This window comes from Gordonia sp. NPDC003504 (assembly GCF_053587995.1).
Genome location: NZ_JBSFPC010000003.1, coordinates 160,888 through 176,319, shown reverse-complemented (window position 1 = coordinate 176,319; position 15,432 = coordinate 160,888). Strand labels below are relative to the sequence as shown.

Annotated in this window: 17 protein-coding genes; 8 read left to right on the top strand and 9 right to left on the bottom strand. The window is 68.4% G+C overall.

What is annotated here, in order from left to right; all coding sequences use genetic code 11:
• The first annotated feature begins 70 nt into the window (after positions 1–70).
• Together ACWDPV_RS08440 and ACWDPV_RS08435 are read left to right on the top strand one after the other, a co-directional pair.
• The gene (locus ACWDPV_RS08440; protein WP_449742569.1) at positions 71–1,432 is read left to right on the top strand and encodes a septum formation family protein; all 1,362 of its coding nucleotides are present in this window, start codon (positions 71–73) and stop codon (positions 1,430–1,432) included.
• A gap of 12 nt (positions 1,433–1,444) precedes the next feature.
• Positions 1,445–1,795, top strand: a complete 351-nt coding sequence (locus tag ACWDPV_RS08435) for a metallopeptidase family protein (protein ID WP_449742568.1) — start codon at positions 1,445–1,447, stop codon at positions 1,793–1,795.
• 332 nt (positions 1,796–2,127) lie between these two features.
• Here ACWDPV_RS08435 and ACWDPV_RS08430 read toward each other — a convergent pair whose 3' ends face one another.
• Both ACWDPV_RS08430 and pheA read right to left on the bottom strand, forming a co-directional pair.
• Positions 2,128–2,796, bottom strand: a complete 669-nt coding sequence (locus tag ACWDPV_RS08430; RefSeq protein WP_449742567.1) for a histidine phosphatase family protein — start codon at positions 2,794–2,796, stop codon at positions 2,128–2,130.
• A complete protein-coding gene (gene pheA / locus ACWDPV_RS08425; protein ID WP_449742566.1) occupies positions 2,796–3,797 on the bottom strand; it encodes a prephenate dehydratase in 1,002 nt (333 codons plus the stop codon). The genes ACWDPV_RS08430 and pheA overlap by 1 nt, the downstream gene beginning before the upstream one ends.
• Before the next feature lie 133 nt (positions 3,798–3,930).
• Between pheA and ACWDPV_RS08420 the strand changes: the two genes are divergently transcribed.
• From ACWDPV_RS08420 to ACWDPV_RS08400, 5 genes are all read left to right on the top strand, one after another.
• Positions 3,931–4,722 (top strand): DUF2470 domain-containing protein, encoded by a 792-nt coding sequence (locus tag ACWDPV_RS08420; protein WP_449742565.1) that lies wholly within the window; start codon positions 3,931–3,933, stop codon positions 4,720–4,722.
• Positions 4,723–4,870: 148 nt separating this feature from the next.
• On the top strand, positions 4,871–5,677 hold the full coding sequence (locus ACWDPV_RS08415; protein ID WP_449742564.1) for a CPBP family intramembrane glutamic endopeptidase: 807 nt from the start codon (positions 4,871–4,873) through the stop codon (positions 5,675–5,677).
• A gap of 220 nt (positions 5,678–5,897) precedes the next feature.
• On the top strand, positions 5,898–7,271 hold the full coding sequence (locus ACWDPV_RS08410) for an LCP family protein (protein WP_449742563.1): 1,374 nt from the start codon (positions 5,898–5,900) through the stop codon (positions 7,269–7,271).
• Between the two features lie 130 nt (positions 7,272–7,401).
• The gene (locus tag ACWDPV_RS08405) at positions 7,402–7,944 is read left to right on the top strand and encodes a ferritin (protein ID WP_449742562.1); all 543 of its coding nucleotides are present in this window, start codon (positions 7,402–7,404) and stop codon (positions 7,942–7,944) included.
• Positions 7,945–8,041: 97 nt separating this feature from the next.
• Complete coding sequence (locus ACWDPV_RS08400) at positions 8,042–8,377, top strand: hypothetical protein (protein WP_449742561.1); 336 nt, start codon at positions 8,042–8,044, stop codon at positions 8,375–8,377.
• Here the strand turns inward: ACWDPV_RS08400 and ACWDPV_RS08395 are convergent.
• The 5 genes from ACWDPV_RS08395 to ACWDPV_RS08375 form a co-directional block, all read right to left on the bottom strand.
• Positions 8,364–9,353: a DUF5926 family protein gene (locus tag ACWDPV_RS08395; RefSeq protein WP_449742560.1), complete on the bottom strand. Its 990-nt coding sequence runs from the start codon at positions 9,351–9,353 to the stop codon at positions 8,364–8,366. The two genes, ACWDPV_RS08400 and ACWDPV_RS08395, sit on opposite strands and share 14 nt — an antisense overlap.
• Positions 9,354–9,398: 45 nt before the next feature.
• A complete protein-coding gene (locus ACWDPV_RS08390) occupies positions 9,399–10,187 on the bottom strand; it encodes a glycerophosphodiester phosphodiesterase (protein ID WP_348807149.1) in 789 nt (262 codons plus the stop codon).
• Positions 10,184–11,176 (bottom strand): DUF4328 domain-containing protein, encoded by a 993-nt coding sequence (locus ACWDPV_RS08385; protein WP_449742559.1) that lies wholly within the window; start codon positions 11,174–11,176, stop codon positions 10,184–10,186. Before ACWDPV_RS08385 ends, ACWDPV_RS08390 begins: the two co-directional genes overlap by 4 nt.
• Before the next feature lie 2 nt (positions 11,177–11,178).
• Positions 11,179–11,523, bottom strand: a complete 345-nt coding sequence (locus tag ACWDPV_RS08380) for a rhodanese-like domain-containing protein (RefSeq protein WP_449742558.1) — start codon at positions 11,521–11,523, stop codon at positions 11,179–11,181.
• Positions 11,524–11,935: 412 nt separating this feature from the next.
• Positions 11,936–12,784, bottom strand: a complete 849-nt coding sequence (locus tag ACWDPV_RS08375) for a S49 family peptidase (RefSeq protein WP_449742557.1) — start codon at positions 12,782–12,784, stop codon at positions 11,936–11,938.
• Between the two features lie 53 nt (positions 12,785–12,837).
• On the opposite strand from ACWDPV_RS08375, the gene ACWDPV_RS08370 reads away from it, so the two are divergent.
• Positions 12,838–13,599 (top strand): VOC family protein, encoded by a 762-nt coding sequence (locus tag ACWDPV_RS08370; RefSeq protein WP_449742556.1) that lies wholly within the window; start codon positions 12,838–12,840, stop codon positions 13,597–13,599.
• 17 nt (positions 13,600–13,616) lie between these two features.
• Here ACWDPV_RS08370 and ACWDPV_RS08365 read toward each other — a convergent pair whose 3' ends face one another.
• Together ACWDPV_RS08365 and msrA are read right to left on the bottom strand one after the other, a co-directional pair.
• Positions 13,617–14,690 (bottom strand): winged helix DNA-binding domain-containing protein, encoded by a 1,074-nt coding sequence (locus ACWDPV_RS08365; protein ID WP_449742555.1) that lies wholly within the window; start codon positions 14,688–14,690, stop codon positions 13,617–13,619.
• Positions 14,691–14,695: 5 nt separating this feature from the next.
• Positions 14,696–15,397 (bottom strand): peptide-methionine (S)-S-oxide reductase MsrA, encoded by a 702-nt coding sequence (gene msrA / locus ACWDPV_RS08360; RefSeq protein ID WP_449742554.1) that lies wholly within the window; start codon positions 15,395–15,397, stop codon positions 14,696–14,698.
• Positions 15,398–15,432 lie beyond the last annotated feature (35 nt).

Genomic DNA, 15,432 nt, shown 5'->3' with positions numbered 1-15,432 from the left:
TCTAGGCGCGCGGACTCCGGGGCCGTGGCGACGCTCGCCGTGCGGGCCGCACCAGGCATGATGGATGGCGATGAGTGACGAAGCCCACCGTGACGACGACATTCGGGACGACGACGTTCGGGACGACGACGTTCGGGACGACGATGCACCGGTCGACGACGTTCAAGACGCCGCGCCGCCACACGACGATGCCGCCGACGATCGGCCGACCACCCAGTTCCGCCCGGTCGACGACGACCCGGAACGCACCCGGCAGGCCTGGTCGGCGGTCGATTCGGGCCACGCGGACGCCGACACCACCGAGTTCGTCCCCGCCACCGACCAGCACTCCGACGAACCCGGCGAATCTGCTGAACCCGCCGAATCGTCGAGTTGGCTGCAGCGCAACATCGTGCTGATCGGTTTGGCCGCGGTGCTGGTGGGCGCGCTGGTCGCCGGTGGAATCGCGGTGGCGATGGGCGCCTTCGACGATCGCGGCAGCGTCGGCGACACCGACATCGGCGAGAGCGAACGTCTCGCGGAGAACGCCTTCACCCAGTCGGGTCCCGGGGATTGCCTGACGTGGCCGGAGAACAAGCCCGGTGAGCCGGTGAACGTGCCGTGCGCCGAGGAGCACCGCTTCGAGGTGGCCGGCGCGCTGAACACGGCGATCCTGCCCGGCTCGGAGTTCGGCGAGTCGGCGCCTTGGCCTGGGACGGAGCGCTTCGGGCAGATCCGCGACGAGCAGTGCCCGGTGATCGTCAACCGCTACCTCGACGGACGGCTCGATCCGCAGGGCCGTTTCTCCGTCGGCCTCATGTATCCGCCACAGGATCAGTGGGTCAAGGGTGCCCGCGAGCTGCGCTGCGGCCTGCAGGTGACCGGCGCCGACGGCACGCCGCAGCTGTTCGCCGGGAAGGTCGCCGATCAGGATCAGTCGTTCCAGTGGGCGGCCGGCACCTGCATCGGCATCAACCCCGAGACGCGTCAGGTCGCAGTACCGCCGACGACGGTGAGTTGCTCGGAACCGCACGCCTTCCAGACCACCGGCATCGTCGACCTCGCCCAACGGTTCGGCGACAAGAACTCCGGACGTCCTTGGCCGGCGGTGAAGGACCAGAACGCGTATCTGACCACCATCTGCCCCGCCCAAGCCGAACGATTCGTCGGCGGCAAGACCAAACTCGACGCCACCACGCTGAACGTGCAGTGGTCGGTGATCAGTGAGCCGCGTTGGCTGTCGGGGAGCCGAAAGGTGGTGTGCTACCTGGGTCTACCCGATCGCGGTGGATTCGCCACGCTCGTCGGGGACGCGCGCGGCACCGTCCTGATCAACGGCAAGCTGCCGGTGGCGCCGTCGCAGGCACCTCCCGGACGGGCGCTGCCGACGCCGGTTCCGTTGCCGCCGGGCGTGACGCCCAATCCGGTCGAGACTCCCGCCCCGGCCGGCTGAGAAAGGCGCACGATGCCCGTACCGATGCGCGACGAGGACTTCGAGATCCTCGTGGGGGATGCGCTCGACTCCATCCCGAGCGAATTGACGGATGCGATGAGCAACGTCGTCATTCTCATCGAACCCCGCAACCCCGAGTCCGATCACATCCTGGGGCTGTACTCCGGTGTGGCACTGACCCAACGGACCCATGACTACGGCGGGTTCCTGCCCGACACGATCACCATCTATCGGGAACCGATCCTCGCGATGTGCCACACCCGCGAGCAGGTGGTGCACGAGGTCGCGGTCACGGTGGTGCACGAGATCGGCCACCACTTCGGCATCGACGACGAGTGGCTGCACGCCCACGGCTGGGGGTGAGGTCGGGTCACCCTCGCTCTCGATCCGCCTCACCTGTCGACGAACAATGGGTTACATTCGCAGACATGCAGCCTGTACCCGATCATGCCGCCCGGGTACAGGCGACGATCTTCGTCGACGAGTTCGAGGCGATGGCCGACTCGCTGGTGGCCGAACTCGACGACCTGTCACCGCGCTCACCTCAGCGGCATCAACTCACCGCCGACCTCTATGAGGTTCGTCGCCACATCGCGCAACTCCAGCGCACCTTCGGACTCTCGCCTGTCCGCGGCGCCTCTGCCCAGCCGCGCCTGAGCGGCGGGACGCAGCCCGGTCGGAGCCGGACCGCACTCCTACCCCATCGGATTGTCGTCGACCACCAGCGGCTCGTCGACGACATCCCCGAACGGCGCGCGGGTGGCACCCCATCGATGGCAGATCCACAGCCCGTCCCGGTACTCCAGCTCCACCGATCCAGTGTTGGGCAGATGTGTTGCGGCAGCAAACTTTCCGTCGATTCCCGCCAGGCGGGCGGCGACCAGCCGGATGGCGGCACCGTGACTGACCACCACCACGTCGGTGGCGTCCGGTCCGCTCAGATGCCGTTGCGCGAGAACGTCGATCGCCGGAAGGTAACGCGCATAGACCATCTCGAGGGACTCCCCGCCGGGGATGCGGGTGTCCGGTGCACCTCCGTACCAGGCGTCGAGGACCGACCGGAACACCCCGTGCGCCTCCTCGTCACTGCGATCCTCGAGTTCGCCGGCCTGCACCTCGTGGATTCCCTCGACGACCTCGGGCACCACCTCCCACACCGAGCCGATCAACTCGGCGGTCTGCTGTGCGCGCCGCGCGACCGAGCTCACCAACACCGCCGGTGTTTGCCTCCCGCTTTCCAGCGCATATCGCACACCTTGCCGCACACCGAAATCCGTCAGTGCCGCACCGGGCAGCGCGGTGTCGAGGCGGCGCATGACGTTGGATGTGGTCTCACCGTGGCGGACCAGATGCAACCGGGCCATCAGTCCTGCCCCTTGCGGATGCGCTCGAGCCACTGCGCTCCGGCGCGGAGATCGGGTGGTGGCGCGCCACCGGGCCGGGTCATCGCCCACGATCCGAGGTAGGTGATGCGTTCAGCCCGACGGTAGAGCGCCTGCAGGGCCTCCGCGACGGCCGCGTCATCGATGTGTCCGACGGCGTCGAGGAAGAAACGATACTGCCCCGGCATCGTCGTGCCGTTGTCCAGATCGCGCCGGGGACGCGATTGAATTCGGGTGAGATCGATTCCACGCGAAGCGAATTCGTTCATCGCGGCCATCAGGCTGCCGGGCTCGTTGGACAGTTCGAGGATTACCGACGTGCGGTCGGCGCCGGACGCCGGCAGCGGGGCCGCGGGCCGACCGATCAGCAGGAACCGGGTGAGTGCATCGGTGGCGTCACAGACCCCGTCGGCCAGCACGGCCAACCCCGACGAGGCGGCGGCCAGACTCGTGGTGACCGCCGCGTCGGTCACGCCGGCCGCGGCGTCGAGTGCGGCGGCCGCATTCGAGGTGGCGGTGACGAACCCGGCCTCCGGGAACAACCGGGCGACGCTGGTGCGTACCTGCGCCGAGGCGACCGGATAGGCGGCGATGGTGCGCACGTCGCCGGTCTCGACGCCCGGTCGGGCGGCGATGGTGAAGGCGATCTCCAGCTGGACCTCGGCGAACACCTGCACCCGCGGTATCACCGCACTCGCGACGGGGACGAGGGCATCCATCGTCGCCGGCACCGAACCCTCGAGGGAACTCTCGATGGGCACGCAGGCGAACTCCGCCCGTCCGGAGCGGACGGCGTCGATGGTCGCCACCGGGCTCGGTGCGACGACCTTCTCGATTGCCCCCGGTCCCGTCGCTCCCGGCTCCCCCGAGGGCGACCCACCCTCGCCGCGTAGTGCCGACATCAGGTCCGCGTCGGCGAGGAACCGATCGAGGGCCATCTCGGTGAACGTCCCCGACGGCCCGAAGTAGGCGAACTGTGTCACGACCAGAGCCTAGCCGTTCATCGGTCCGGGCGAATTTCACTCAGAGGTATTTCGACCCTTGCCGGTTGACGCCGCCTCAAATTAGGTTAGGGTTACCTTTGTAGCCACACGTCAGACCGAGTGAGGACCGACCATGACACGAGCCATCACCGACCGACCGTCGGATGCCGAGGTGATCGCGACGGCCTGCCGACGCGCCGACTCGGCGATGCTGGCCGTCGAGGTCGCCGGTCGCACCCCCGCATCCGATGCGGAACACCTCGGTGGCCCGACGACGGTGGGCCTGGTCCACCTCTTCGAATCCCAGGCGTTCCTGCTGGTGCCGACCGATTCCGAGGTCATCGAGCTCGCGTCGGGCTCGCCCGAGGGGGTCCCGGCGATGGTTGAGATCACCGACTGCGCCCCGATCGACCTGCGGGAACGCGTGCGGTCACTGGTCTGGCTCAACGGAACCGCACACGCCGTCCCGCGTGACCTGGAACGCGACCTGGCCCTCGAGATCGCCGCGGATCACCCCGACGGCGCACTCCTCGACATCGGCCACGGCCGGTCGATGATCCGACTGCAGGTCGACAACGCCGTGGTCGCGAGCAGCTCCGGCGCGGCCTGCGTGCAGGCGTCCGAGCTCGCCCTCGCCGACCCGGACCCGTTCTGGGAGTACGAGGGCGACTGGATCGCGCACCTGGATTCCGACCACGCCGACGTCGTCGGGCAACTCGCCCGCAAGCTTCCCCGCGACCTGCGCAACGGCCGGGTTCGCCCGCTCGGGCTGGACCGCTTCGGCATCCGCTTCCGCGTCGAGGGCTCCGACGGTGACGCCGACGTCCGACTTCCCTTTCCGCGCCCGGTGAACGACGTGAGTGAGCTGTCGCGGGCGTTGCGTTCCCTGGCGGGCTGTCCGTTCATGAACAGCCTGCCCGACTGACCACCCGACGGAGTTCCACCCCGGTCTCGATGGTTGGGCTGGCCACCGAGATCGATGAGGCGAACTCCGGATGTGGTGCCGGTGGATCACCGCGAACCCCTCCTGGGGTGATCCACCGGCACACATTCGTCCCACTACCCTGACCGACATGCGCGCCACCCCGCGGACCTGGGTCCGCCCGCCCGCACAGACCGTCGTCCCGGTCGTCACCGATCGCGTGCAGCGACGGGCGTTGATCATCGAACTCGCCATCGTCGGCGTGCTGACCTTCGGTTTCTCCGCGCTGTCGGCCATCTTGTCGCTGATCGAACTGCAGGTTTCGGTGGGTGTCGGTAATGCGACCGTCGCGCTGAATCCGAGCCGTTCGTCGGTCGGCGTGATCGACTTCCTCCGTCAGCTGATGAGCGCCGCACGTCTCTACGCCATCGCCGCGCTGGGCGCCTACCTGCTCTGGCGCGGCGGGATCGTCCTGCGCCGGGTGGGACTCGGCCGCATCCGCACCCCCGACATCTCCCCGGGGCTGGTCCTGGCCGCGGTGATCGGGCTGCCCGGACTGGCGTTGGTCGCCGCGGCGCGCGCCCTCGGCATGAACGCCCACCTGATTCCCGCCGAGACCGACGGCGCCTGGTGGCGATGGCCCCTCTACATCCTGCTCGCGATCGGGAACGCGGCCGCGGAGGAGATCGTTGTCGTCGCCTACTTCATCACCCGGCTGCGCCAGCTCGGGGTGGGCGAGAACACCTCGATGGCCGCGAGCGCGGTGCTGCGCGGCGGATATCACCTTTACCAGGGCATCGGAGCGGGCATCGGCAACATCGCGATGGGGGTGATCTTCGGGCGGTATTACCAGGTCACCTCCCGCATCTGGCCGTTGGTCATCGCGCACACGGTGATCGACGTGGTCGCTTTTGTCGGATATGCGCTGGCGCATGACCATCTGGGCTGGGTGGGATGAGGGGGCCACACCGGATGAATGACACGGAAGTGGCGGGGCCGTCGGTACATTCGGTGGGATGAACCAGCCAGATCCGCCTCCCGTGGGGCGCCGCGGTTCCGCGCCGCCGCCCCCGCGCCGACGGAATCCGGCACCCCAACCCCCGCCCGGCGTCACGCCCGAGTGGCAGGTCCCGCCACCGCAGAACCGGGCACAGCGGAACCGGGCACAGCAGAACCCGATGGGACGCCACAACCCGCCACGTCAGGCCCCACCGCAGCAACCCGGTCGCGACAGGTTCCCCGCACCCGGTCCGCAGGGCCACCGTCCGCCACGTCTGCCGGCCGGCCAGTCGGGTCAGTTCCCGATACCGCAACGTGCGCCGTCCCGGCACGCGGCGCCGGCGTTCGCCGAGCCGCCGACCGTACGGGTCGCCGACCCGCGTGACGCGGCCCCACCGCCCCGGGCGTATTCGCAATCGGCGTACGCACCGACGCAGAAACCCGAACCGGTTCCCGACCGCGACCGCCGGCCGGTTCCCCCCGACCGGCGGCCACCCGAGCGGCGCCCCCGCGGCGCAGACCAACCGCCGCGCCCACCGGCCGCACCCCGTTCGGCGGGTTCGGAGCCGCCCCGCCGACGTCGCATGTCGGCATTTCGTCGGTCCCCGGGCCGGCCCGGCCGGCGATTCACCCGTCGCCGCGTCGGCACGATCTTCCTCGTGGCGTTGCTGGTCGCACTGGTCACGCCGATCGCGTTGATGTTCTACTACGACTCGAAGCTGCACCGGGTCGACGCCCTCGCGCCGTATGCGGGCCGTCCCGCCGACACCCCCGGTACCACGTGGCTGATCGTCGGCACCGACTCCCGCGCCGATCTCACCGAGGAGCAACGGCGCGAACTGGCCACCGGCGACAGCGACGGCGCACGGACCGACACCATCATGATGGTCTACAAGCCGCCGTCCGGGGACGCGTCGATCATCAGCATCCCGCGTGATCTCTACGTCCCAGTTCCCGGGCAGGGGCAGCACAAGATCAACGCGGCCTTCAACTTCGGCGGTCCGCAGCTACTGGTGCAGACCGTCGAACAACTCTCCGGGGTGCGCATCGACCACTACGCGGAGATCGGTTTCGGGGGATTCGACCAACTCGTCGACGCCGTCGGCGGCGTCGACATCTGTATCGACACCGCCCTGCGCGATCCCAAGGCCGGCCTGAACCTGCAGGCCGGATGCCAAACACTGGGCGGCGCACAGGCTCTCGGGTTCGTCCGGACCCGCAACTTCCCCAACGCCGACCTCGAGCGAGTTCAGAATCAACGAAAGTTCCTGGCCGCCTTGATGTCCAAGGCGACCAGCCCGTCGGTCATCGCCAACCCGTTTCGCCTGTTCCCCTTCGTCAACGGCGTCGTCGACACCCTCACCGTCGACAACGGCACCCACATCTGGAATCTCGCCATGCTCGCGTGGTGGTTACGCAGCTCGCCACAGACGGTGACCACCCCCAACGGTGGTGCCGTCGACACCGACGACGGCAGTTCCCTCGCGGTCGACGACTCCACCACGGAGTTCTTCGACGCGATCCGCATGGGCAGGCAGATCCCGCAGCAGTGAGGCCGCGCCGGTGCGGCCGGTGCTGCCGGGCGAATCCTGGTGCGGCCGAGCGCATCAACCAAGGTCAGACTGGCCTCAGTAAGGGTCAACTGAGCCGAAACCGGGCGGATCGGCCGGTAGAATCGGACACATGACCACTACCGAATCGACCAAGTTCCACCAGTTGCTCCACGACCAGGTCGGCCACGAATTCGCCGCGTCACAGCAGTACATCGCCGTCGCCGTCTACTACGACAACCACGACATGCCGCAGTTGGCCAAGCACTTCTATCAGCAGTCCGTCGAGGAACGCAATCACGCGATGATGATCGTGCAGTACTTCCTCGACCGTGACATCCAGGTGGCCATCCCCGGAATCGAGGCCCCGCGAACCGAATTCGACGATTACAAGGCGCCGATCGAGTTGGCGCTCGACCAGGAACGACGGGTCACCCAGCAGATCGTCGACCTCGCCAAGTCGGCCCGCGACAGCGGCGACTACCTCGGCGAGCAGTTCATGCAGTGGTTCCTCAAGGAGCAGGTCGAGGAGGTCGCCACGATGACGACCCTGCAGACCATCGCCGAGCGCGCCAACGGCAACCTGTTCGATCTGGAGAACTTCGTCGAACGCGAGTTCGCCGGCGGCAGCACCGGGGACGCCATGGCACCGGTGGCCGCGGGCGGCAACCTCTGAGAGGGTCCGGTCGAACAACCCGGGGTTGATCCCACGATCTGGGTGAATCTCCGGTGATGTTCAGCCATTCTTCAGCCCTATGCGGCAGGGTGGTCCCATGGCATCACGAAGCGGTAACAGCCCCGCCTCCTCCGGCCGCCCTGCCCGTTCGGGCCACACCAGGAGAACGACCCGATCGACGACCGTGCCGCGATGGTTCGCGGTGCTCGCCGCCGTCTATGGCAGCCTGCTGACCTTCCTCGCCGTCGCGTTCTACCTGGGTGCGAGCACGTCGAATACGCACACCGCCGCGGCACTGGTCGACGGGGTGGGCCGGTGGTGGCCGTCGGCGGTGCTCGCCGCGGCGCTCATGGCCAGCCTGCTCGTCGGATTCGGTGCGGCCGCATCGCGTACCCGCCGATCCCGGGCCGACGGGCGCATCAGCGTATTGTGACCTGCCGCCCGCGCAGACCGTCCCGGGAACTGCGTTCGGCGGTGGTGAGGTCGCCGGTCTCGGTCAGCGCCTCCGACAGCCAGGTGTCGAACTGATCGAGTCCGTCGTACCACTCCTCGTGGTGACGTTCGTTGTCCAGGTCGAAGACGGGCACCAACAACCCCAGCGTGCGGAACGACCCGGCGAACCGCGATCCCTCACCCAGGGTCAGCCGACCCGCGGCATGCAGACGTGCCAGCGCCGTCATCACCTCGTCCTCGGGTTCGGGACGCACCCACCGCAGGTGGGCGCGTTCCCCGGCATCGACCCACCACGGCGCACCCTTGCCACTCGTCACGTTCAACCGTGCGGTCGGCATGATGGTGTCGTTCGCGCGGTCGAGCATCACCGAGATCTCTTGCGGCACTTCAGTACCCGGAGGAAACCACCAGGAGAAGTCGCCGTGCACGGTGATCGACAGATCGGCGTCGGCGTTGAGCACATCGGTGAGACGCAGATCGGATTCCGTTGATGCACCCCGCAATTCGCCGCCGGGATCGCTATGCGCGGCCCAGTCGATGGCGCCGGCGAGCGCCGCAGCGAGGTCGTCCGGTTCGGGATCGGACTGCAGCGCCACCAGACCCTGGGTCCGGCCCCGCGATTCCCGGGTGATCGCCGCGACGGCTCCGGGCAGAATGGTCGCCAGGATCACCTCGTTGCGGGTCCCGGCCGGCACCGGGGGCAACACCGCGGTCTCATCCGGCATCACCGACGTCAACTCGACCGGCGGCGGCCCCGGCTCGATGAGGTCGAGGACCGCGGTCGCCGACGACACGAACGTGTGCAGGGCCACCAGATCACATTCGGCGGCGAGCCCGGCGAACGGCCGGGGCGGGGCGACCAGCGCGGCCGCCTGCCGTGCCTTACGCGCCGCGACCCGCTCGGCTCGATTGCTCCCCGGACGCGGCCCACTTCCCCGCTTGCTCTTCTTGCCCATCGGTCCACCTTCTCATGTGGCCCGGCCGAACATGGGGCCCGGCCGTCAGTCGACGGTCACCAGCCAGTCGCGCACCTTCTGCGGATGATTCGTCGCGATCCAGCGCACCCCGAGGTCGGCACACAGTTGCACGTCGGCCAACTCGTCGACCGTCCAGCAGTAGGTGACCCGACCGGCCGCGGCGGCCTTGTCCACCAGATCCGGATGCAACCGCAGGGTCTCCACCGAGGGGCCGATGCCCGTCGCCCCGACCGCCGTGGCGGCGCTGCCGCCCAGCACCCGTGCCGTCTCGCCGAGCAGGATCGTCGGCAGCATGGGCGCGTGCCGACGGATCCGCCACACCCCCGAGGACGAGAAGGAGATCACCACGGCCCGGCTGTGGTCGGCCGACGGCGGCGTCGCGACCCCGAAATCGTGCAGCGTGGACAGCAGTTGCTGCTCGACGAGACTGCCGAACCGCACCGGATGTTTGGTCTCGATGAACAGCCGAACCGGCCGGCGCCAATCGAGGGTGAGGGTGAGCAACTCGGTCAGCGTGAGCACCTGCGCGGGCTTGCCGGCGTTGTGCCAGCTCCCGAAATCGAGTTCACGCAACTGCGGCAGGGTCATCTCACTGACCACGCCCGATCCGTCCGACGTGCGGTCCACGGTGCGGTCATGGATGCAGACCAACTCGTGGTCGGCGGTGAGCCGGACGTCGCATTCCAGACCGTCGGCGCCCTGAGCGAGGGCCAGTTCATAGGCCGCGAGGGTGTGTTCGGCGTGATCGGCCGACGCACCGCGATGGGCGACGACGGCGGGCTTGCCCGACCGGGAGACCTGGTCGCCGATCATGCGGCCACCACCCATCGCCGATGCGGGGCCGCGTCGACGTGGGTGCGATCGAAGATCGCGATGAGTCGGGGGCCCACCCACAGGGCGAACACCGCCGACACCGCCGCGCTGATGACCACCATCAGCACGGCGTTGGCCCCGGTCTGGATAGACCCCGATTCGGCGGCCACCCACCAGGTGATCGCGGCCAGCACCGCCACGGCGTTGACCAGGACCCACGCCACCCACAGCGTGCGCAGTCGTGATGACCCCCGGGCGTCGGAGCCGCCGGTCATCACGGCCGCCTCCTGGATGAGCAGCGGTGCACCGACCACGTTGACCAGCGGGATCGCTGCCAGGGGGATGCTCATCCATCGCGGCCGCGGATCGAGATACCCCGCCGCGGCATAGGCCTCCGTGCGCTTGGCGAGCAGCCACCGGACGAAGACGACGGTGGCGTAGACGTAGCACCCGAGGGCCGCCACCCCGGCGACGAGCACGAGGATGGTGCTGAAGGTGATCAGCCATTCCGGAAGGGTGCTCGTCCGGTTGATCGCCAACAGGACATAGCGGAACAGGTGGATCACCGCCGAGGCCACGAGGACCAATCCGACCACCCGCAGACCGCCGGCCAGCGCGTTCGTCAGGCGCGTTGTCGCCGACGGCCCGTCGTCGGGTGACACCGGCGCATCGAGCAGACCCCATTGCGGGATGTAGGCGTAGCGCGGGATCCGATGCGACACCGCCCGGTGCGGCGCGGGTGGCGGCGGCAGGGTGTCGGCGGGACGTCGCGCGATCCACCGCACCGCTCGGCTGCCGTATATGTGCGACGCCGACCGGATGGGCGGTGGTGGCGGCGGTGGCGGTCCGGACTGTTGATACCGGGCGACGACAGCACTCGCCTCGACATCGTCGGCGACGACGGTCAGCGGGCCACCGCACCGGGGGCAGCGGTCACGACCAGGGCGATGCGGCGCCTGAATACGGCAGCGGGGACACAGATCCAGCATGGTCAGGCAGGTCCCGCTCCGGTCGGACCGGAGGTCTGCACCGGCTTGCCGTTCTGCACCCAGGCGAGCATGCCGCCCTGCACGCAGGTTCCCTCGTATCCGACCCGTTCGAGGTATTGCAGGACCCGCATGGACCGGCCGCTCGAATGGCAGATGACATAGAGATCGGCGTCGGGGTCGATCTCGTCGAGCCGGCCCGGCACGTCGCCGAGCGGGATGTGGACGGCGCCGCGGACGTGCCCGGCCGTCCACTCGTCGTCCTCACGGACGTCGAGGAGAACGCGGTCGGCGTCGGCGGTGAAATCGTCCGGGAGTTCCGTCACGGGAACCTGCGGTATCTCTCCCATGCTCACCGATCCATGTTCGCATAGGCGGCTGCGCGCCGAGGCCCGCCTGCCCAACGCCGCGGCCCGACACCCTGGGATGCTTCGTGTGACCGTCGATCGCGGGACAGCCGGTTTGACGTGCCCGAACCGCCCGCCAACAGACTATGTAGGACTGCATAACGCTATCCACATGCGGCGATACCGGGCTGTGACCTGCGTCACCAGCCAAGGCTCAAGTTGTGGATGAGACTGTGGAATCTGTGGAGAATCGCACTACGCGCACCAGCAATTGTGATCGGAGTCACTCGATGTGTGCGAACATTCCGCACAGTGTTCACGTCAGTACACGCCCACCGACCGGCTTGACAAATCACTGAAATCCACAGGTCCTGTGGATAACGTGGGGACAACACGCCGCAAGTGGATCAATCAATCAACGAAAACGCACACCACTGGCGCCGTCGAGTGCACGCACCGCACCACCGATGAGATCCTCGGCCAGAACCGCCGCATGCACCTGATCGCCCAGGATGCGTGTCAGCAGCGGTTTCGGCGCGTCGACGGTGACGATCTCCGCATCCGGATAGTGCTCGGCCACCACCGACCGCATCACGCCGACACCGTCGACGAGGCCGAGTGCGGCTGCCTTCTCGCCGATCCACACGTCACCGGAGAACAGCGCGGCGTCGTCGCCCTCGAGGCGCTTGCCGCGACGTTGACGTACCCACCGGATGAACGTCTCGTGGAGTTGACCCTGCAGTCCCTCGAGCCACGCCACATCGTCGGCGTTGACCGGCGAGAACGAATCGAGCCGCACCTTGTTCTCCCCCGCGGAGTACAGACGCCGTTCGACGCCCAGCCGCGCGATCACATCGGTGAAGCCGAATCCCGACGACACCACGCCGATCGACCCGACCAGCGACGTGTGTGCCGCATAGATCTCGTCGGCGGCGCAGGCGATCCAGTAACCGCCGGAGGCCACGACGTCCTCACAAAACGCGAGAACCCGGACACCCTTCTCGGAGGCGAGCTGACGGATGCGTTCGGCGATGTACTCCGACTGCGTGGGCGATCCACCCGGCGAGTTGACGACGATGACCACCGCACGCAGATGTTCGGTCTCGAACGCCCGCTTGAGCACCGATTCCACCGACGTCGTCGTCAGCCCTGCCCGCCCGGGCCCCACGTGACCGATCACGCCGTCGAGTCGCACCACCGCGACCTTCTCCGCACGCGCGCGGCCGAGCTTCTTGGCGATCCGCTTGATCGCTGCAGCAGTCATCTCGCCGAGTCTAGCGACGCCTGATCCGCACACCCACCACCTACACTGCTCACGTGCAGATCCGGTGGCTCACCGCGTTCCTCGACTTTCCCGCGCGGCAGTTCGGCAGTGAGGTCACGTTCTGGCGGGCCATCGCCGGTTCGACGGTGTCGCCGCCACGTGGCGAGCATCGGGAGTTCGCGACGCTGCAACCCTTCAACGGCGATGCGCACCTGCGGGTCCAGCGGATCGAGTCCGGCGTCGGCGGCGTGCACGTCGACATCCACACCGACGATGTGCGGGCCGCCGCCGACGAGGCCGTCGCACTCGGCGCCGTCCTGGCGGCCGACAACGCGTCGTTCCTGGTCATGGAATCACCGGCGGGTCTGCGGTTCTGCCTGGTCCCCGCGGCCGCGACCGCGCGCCGATCCCGTCCGATCCGCTGGCCCGAGGACACCATCAGCATCATCGACCAGGTGTGCATCGACGTCCCGGACTTCCTGTTCGACCGCGAGGTGTCCTTCTGGTCGGAGCTGACCGGACGACCCACCCTGCCCGCGCGTCGCCCCGAATTCGTCCGCCTCCAGCGAGATCCACGCCTGGCCCTGGGAATCCTGTTGCAGCGCTTACCCTTCGACGGGTCGGCGGCGACGGCGGGGGGATTGCGTGCGACCGCGCAACTGGACCTGGCGACCACCTCGGTCGACGACGAGATCGCCCGCCACGAGGATTGGGGCGCAACGATGGTCGAGCGTTTCGATTCGTGGGCGGTGATGATGGATCCGGCCGGACGCCGCTACTGCATCACCGACCGCAATCCCCGCACCGGCGACTGAGGCGGTGACCGGCGGGCTCAGTCTCCCGCAGCGAGCCAGGCACGTAGCCGGTCCACCTCGCCGTCGAGTTCGCCCGCCACGCGACGAGAGGGCTCGACGAAGAGGTCGACACGCGGTCCGTCGTCGGCGAGTGACCAGGTTCCTGCGAGCCGGCCGTCGCAGAGCACGAAACCGGGTGAGCGGCCATTGGGGGTGACGGTGCGGGCGAACAGTTTCTCGTCGGCGATCCGCGCGCGGTCGGCCTGCGCGACCAGGATGTGATCGAACGGCGCGATGAGTCGGACCGGTGCCGGGGTGTCCGCGGGGATCAGATCGAGACCCTCGAGGTCGTAGAGCGTCTGACCGTCCGGGCCGGTGTGGCACTGCAGCTCCCAGTCGCGTTCCATCTCCTCGACGAGGGGCCGGAGTCCACGCAGCCCCGACCACGTCTGGATGGCCGGCACCGACGCCGGACCGAATCCGCGCAGATAGAGCCGGATCAGTTCCCGGCGCGCCTCGTCGCCGACGAGGGCGGGTTCGCCGGGACCGATCCACTCGTCGAGCAACCGGTAGGTCACCGCACCCCGACCCCGCCACATCCCGCGCGGCGGGATCTGCACCAGCGGAAGGCCGCACCGGGCGACGGCGACCAGGGTGGCGGGTTGCTCTTCGGGGAACCGCTGCGACAGCGTCGCACCGAGTTCGGCACCACCGACAGACCGCCCGGCCAGGATGTCGACCGCGGCGGTGATCACCTCCGACGGATCGGCCTCGGACAGACGGCCACGATGGATCGCGCGGATCTCGGTGTCGAAGGCCTCCTGTGCGACGGGCCGGATCCAGCGTGCGTCGTCGCCGTCGACGAGGAAGATGGTGCCGCGCAGCAGGGCCATCCGCACCACCTGACGATCGGTGAGCAGATCGTCGAGTTCGCCGGGTTCGAAGCCGTCGATGCGGGAGAACAATCCGAAGAACGCCGCTCGCGGATCCTGCGACTGCATGCCGACGATGCGATCGATCACCTCGATGGCGTCCTCGTCGGCGCGCGCGAGGAGATGCTGACGGTGCAGCAGCGTGCGATTCCACTGACCGACCGAGATGGGTTCGGGCACGTGTCTCAGCCCGGGAAGGTGATTCCGGTGGCCGCGTGGCAGCGATACCCGTGCGGGTTCTTCGCCAGGTACTGCTGGTGGTAGTCCTCGGCGTAGTAGAAGTGTCCGTCACCGGCCTGATCGAGCGGTGCGACCTCGGTGGTGATCGGGCCCAGTCCCGCCGCATCCAGCGCGGTCTGGAAGGTGGTCGCCGATTCTCGGGCGAGGTCGGCGTCGGCGGCCGAGGTGGTGAAGATCGCCGAACGGTACTGGGTTCCGATGTCGTTGCCCTGACGCATCTCCTGTGTCGGGTCGTGGGTCTCCCAGAAGGTCCTCAAGATGCTGCGCAGGTCGACCTGCGATTGGTCGAAGACCACCAGCGCGGATTCGGTGTGCCCGGTCCGGGCGGTGCAGGTCTCCTCGTAGGTCGGATTCGGGGTGTATCCGCCGGCGTATCCCACCGCCGTCGTCCACACACCCGGCACCTGCCAGAAGATCTCCTCGACACCCCAGAAACAGCCGCCGGCCAGCACGACCGCCTGCAATCCGTCGTCGAAGGTGCCGATGCCGGTGCCGTTCTCGAAACCCGAACCCCGCATCGGGTGATGCAGCACGATGTTCTCCGGCGCGAGCGGCACCGGGGTGCTCCGGCCCGGTAATGCCGCGTCGGCATCGATGAGCTGCTGCTTTCCGGACCGGGACGCGAAGAGCTCGTCAAGCCATGACATGGGTCAATCCTACGCAAGGAGTTCCGGGCCTCATT

Coding starts and splice junctions, on each gene's coding strand:
- ACWDPV_RS08380 (WP_449742558.1), bottom strand. CDS start 11,523: ATGGGAGAGATACCGCAGGTTCCCGTGACGGAACTCCCGGACGATTTC.
- ACWDPV_RS08440 (WP_449742569.1), top strand. CDS start 71: ATGAGTGACGAAGCCCACCGTGACGACGACATTCGGGACGACGACGTT.
- msrA (WP_449742554.1), bottom strand. CDS start 15,397: ATGTCATGGCTTGACGAGCTCTTCGCGTCCCGGTCCGGAAAGCAGCAG.
- ACWDPV_RS08385 (WP_449742559.1), bottom strand. CDS start 11,176: ATGCTGGATCTGTGTCCCCGCTGCCGTATTCAGGCGCCGCATCGCCCT.
- ACWDPV_RS08410 (WP_449742563.1), top strand. CDS start 5,898: ATGGGACGCCACAACCCGCCACGTCAGGCCCCACCGCAGCAACCCGGT.
- ACWDPV_RS08420 (WP_449742565.1), top strand. CDS start 3,931: ATGACACGAGCCATCACCGACCGACCGTCGGATGCCGAGGTGATCGCG.
- ACWDPV_RS08400 (WP_449742561.1), top strand. CDS start 8,042: ATGGCATCACGAAGCGGTAACAGCCCCGCCTCCTCCGGCCGCCCTGCC.
- ACWDPV_RS08395 (WP_449742560.1), bottom strand. CDS start 9,353: ATGGGCAAGAAGAGCAAGCGGGGAAGTGGGCCGCGTCCGGGGAGCAAT.
- ACWDPV_RS08430 (WP_449742567.1), bottom strand. CDS start 2,796: ATGGCCCGGTTGCATCTGGTCCGCCACGGTGAGACCACATCCAACGTC.
- ACWDPV_RS08415 (WP_449742564.1), top strand. CDS start 4,871: ATGCGCGCCACCCCGCGGACCTGGGTCCGCCCGCCCGCACAGACCGTC.
- ACWDPV_RS08390 (WP_348807149.1), bottom strand. CDS start 10,187: ATGATCGGCGACCAGGTCTCCCGGTCGGGCAAGCCCGCCGTCGTCGCC.
- ACWDPV_RS08435 (WP_449742568.1), top strand. CDS start 1,445: ATGCCCGTACCGATGCGCGACGAGGACTTCGAGATCCTCGTGGGGGAT.
- ACWDPV_RS08375 (WP_449742557.1), bottom strand. CDS start 12,784: ATGACTGCTGCAGCGATCAAGCGGATCGCCAAGAAGCTCGGCCGCGCG.
- ACWDPV_RS08405 (WP_449742562.1), top strand. CDS start 7,402: ATGACCACTACCGAATCGACCAAGTTCCACCAGTTGCTCCACGACCAG.